A 3475-nucleotide genomic window follows, 5' to 3' on the forward strand; every position below is an offset into this window, starting at 1 on the left:
GGTTGGGTTGTTCTCGCCCGGGGCCAGCGTCACCGACTGGGTGCGGCCCGTGATGGGATCCGCATCGCTGTCTTTGGTGTCGTCACCCCCTTGGTTGGCCAAGGTGGCCGTGTAACCCGAAGGAGCCGTAAAGCTCACCGAGTAAGGCACACCCGGGGTCAGACCCGTGAAGCTGTACGCCCCCGTGGCACTGGTGGTCGTCGAAGCAATCGGTGTGTTGTTGCCATCCAGCAGCACCACCACTACCCCGGGCAAGCCCGGCTCGCCCGCATCCTGCACACCGTCCTTATCCGTATCCACCCACACAAAGTCCCCTAAGCTGGCTGGCATTACGCAGTTGGCTGGTGACACCGTCACCACCTTATCCACGCAGCCATTGGCACTGCTTACCGTTAGGCTCAGCGGCACACCCGAAGGCACCCCGCTGATCACCCCGTTGGCTGCCACGCCCGCGCTGCCCCGTACTGTGGCCCCTGCCGTCAGGGTGTAGTTAACCACGTAAGTACCCACCGCACTGGTCGAGCACACCGGACCACTCAAGCTGATGGCCGGGTTCTCACACACGTTCGTGCAGCTGGCTGGTGCCACTACCGTCACACTGCTGATGCAACTGCTGCTGGTCAAGGCACTCACCACCACGTTGGTGCCTACCGGAATGTTCTCGATGCTATGGTTGACTACGTTAAGGCTACCCCCGCTCACGCTCAGGCTGGCTACCCCTTCCAGGGTATAGCTCACGCTGTAGGTGCTGCCCTGGCAGATGGGCTGACCCACCGTCAAACGCGGCTGCACGCAGGGCTCTACCCCCGGCACCGTGCTGCTGCACGACACCGGCGAAGCCACCATCGAGATGTTCATGCAGGCCGCACCCCCGCTGCTCAGCGCCGTCACACTCACCGGCACGCCCAGCGGGATGTTTGTGATGCGCCGGTTAGCCACATCCACACTGCCCACGCTGGCCGTGATTAGACTCGTACTGCTGTAGAGCGCCACGCTGTAGCTGGTAGCCCCCGTGCAGGCGGGGTTGCCCAGCGTCAAGACCGGCTTCTCACAGACCGGCGTTACACAGGAAGCTGGTGACACTGTCACCACCTTATCCACGCAGCCATTGGCGCTGCTCACCGTCAGGCTCAGCGGCACACCCGAAGGCACCCCGCTGATCACCCCGTTGGCTGCCACGCCCGCGCTGCCCCGTACTGTGGCCCCCGCCGTCAGGGTGTAGTTAACCACGTAAGTACCCACCGCACTGGTCGAGCACACCGGACCACTCAAGCTGATGGCCGGGTTCTCACACACGTTCGTGCAGCTGGCTGGTGCCACCACCGTCACACTGCTGATGCAACTGCTGCTGGTCAAGGCACTCACCACCACGTTGGTGCCTACCGGAATGTTCTCGATGCTATGGTTGACTACGTTAAGGCTACCCCCGCTCACGCTCAGGCTGGCTACCCCTTCCAGGGTGTAGCTCACGCTGTAGGTGCTGCCCTGGCAGATGGGCTGACCCACCGTCAAACGCGGCTGCACGCAGGGCTCTACCCCCGGCACCGTGCTGCTGCACGACACCGGCGAAGCTACCATCGAGATGTTCATGCAGGCCGCACCCCCGCTGCTCAGCGCCGTCACACTCACCGGCACGCCCAGCGGGATACCCGTGATCTGGCGGTTAGCCACATCCACACTGCCCGCACTAGCCGTTACCAGACTCGTACTGCTGTAGAGCGCTACGCTGTAGCTGGTGGTACCCGTGCAGGCCGGGTTGCCCAGCGTCAAGACCGGCTTCTCGCAGACTACCACGCTGCAGCTGGCCGGTGACACAACAACCACCTTGTCCACGCAGCCGTTAGCCGTGCTCACCGTCAGACTCAGCGGCACACCCGAAGGCACCCCACTGATCACCCCGTTGGCTGCCACACCCCCACTGGTACGCACCGTAGCCCCCGCCGTCAGGGTGTAGTTGACCACGTAGGTGCCCACCGCACTGGTCGAGCACACTGGACCACTCAAGCTGATGGCCGGGTTCTCACACACGTTCGTGCAGCTGGCTGGTGCCACTACCGTCACACTGCTGATGCAACTGCTGCTGGTCAAGGCACTCACCACCACGTTGGTGCCTACCGGAATGTTCTCGATGCTATGGTTGACTACGTTAAGGCTGCCCCCGCTCACGCTCAGGCTGGCTACCCCTTCCAGGGTGTAGCTCACGCTGTAGGTGCTGCCCTGGCAGATGGGCTGACCCACCGTCAGCCGTGGCTGCACGCAGGGCTCTACCCCCGGCACCGTGCTGCTGCACGACACCGGCGAAGCCACCATCGAGATGTTCATGCAGGCCGCACCCCCGCTGCTCAGCGCCGTCACACTCACCGGCACGCCCAGCGGGATGCCCGTGATGCGCCGGTTAGCCACATCCACACTGCCCGCACTAGCCATGATTAGACTCGTACTACTATACAGGGCTACGCTGTAGCTGGTGGTACCCGTGCAGGCCGGGTTACCCAGCGTCAAGACCGGCTTCTCGCACACCGGGGCCTGGCAGACCGCTGGTGACACTGTCACCACCTTATCCACGCAGCCATTGGCGCTGCTTACCGTCAGACTCAGCGGCACACCCGAAGGCACCCCGCTGATGACGCCGTTGGCTGCCACACCCCCACTGGTGCGCACCGTAGCCCCCGCCGTCAGGGTGTAGTTAACCACGTAAGTACCCACCGCACTGGTCGAGCACACCGGGCCACTCAAGCTGATGGCCGGGTTCTCACACACATTCGTGCAGCTGGCCGGCGCCACCACCGTCACACTGCTGATGCAGGTGGCGCTGTTGGCCGCACTCACAATTACATTCACCCCAACGGGGATGTTCTCGATGCTATGGTTAGCCGTGTTGATGCTGCCCCCGCTCACGCTCAGGCTGGCTACCCCTTCCAGGGTGTAGCTCACGCTGTAGGTGCTGCCCTGGCAGATGGGCTGACCCACCGTCAGCCGTGGCTGCACGCAGGGCTCTACCCCCGGCACCGTGCTGCTGCACGACACCGGCGAAGCCACCATCGAGATGTTCATGCAGGCCGCACCCCCGCTGCTCAGCGCCGTCACACTCACCGGCACGCCCAGCGGGATGTTTGTGATGCGCCGGTTAGCCACATCCACACTGCCCGCACTAGCCGTTACCAGACTCGTACTGCTGTAGAGCGCTACGCTGTAGCTGGTGGTACCCGTGCAGGCCGGGTTACCCAGCGTCAAGACCGGCTTCTCACAAATCTCATTTAGGTAGAAGCCTGCGTCTAACGTTGGGTTGTTCTCGCCCGGGGCCAGCGTCACCGACTGGGTGCGGCCCGTGATGGGATCCGCATCGCTGTCTTTGGTGTCGTCACCCCCTTGGTTGGCCAAGGTGGCCGTGTAACCCGAAGGGGCGGTGAAGCCCACGGCGTAGCTCAGGCTGCTGCCCGGGGTCAGACCCGTGAAGCTGTAAAGCCCGCTGGCG

The 3475-nt window shown here is 63.7% G+C and carries 1 protein-coding gene; it reads right to left on the minus strand.

Going from position 1 to position 3475, the window contains the following annotated elements; all coding sequences use genetic code 11:
- The coding region (locus M0L20_RS30035; RefSeq protein ID WP_290428937.1) for an SdrD B-like domain-containing protein at positions 1 to 3475 on the minus strand (3475 nt) is incomplete at both ends.

The organism is Spirosoma liriopis (genome assembly GCF_023196085.1).
Lineage (GTDB): Bacteria > Bacteroidota > Bacteroidia > Cytophagales > Spirosomataceae > Spirosoma > Spirosoma oryzicola.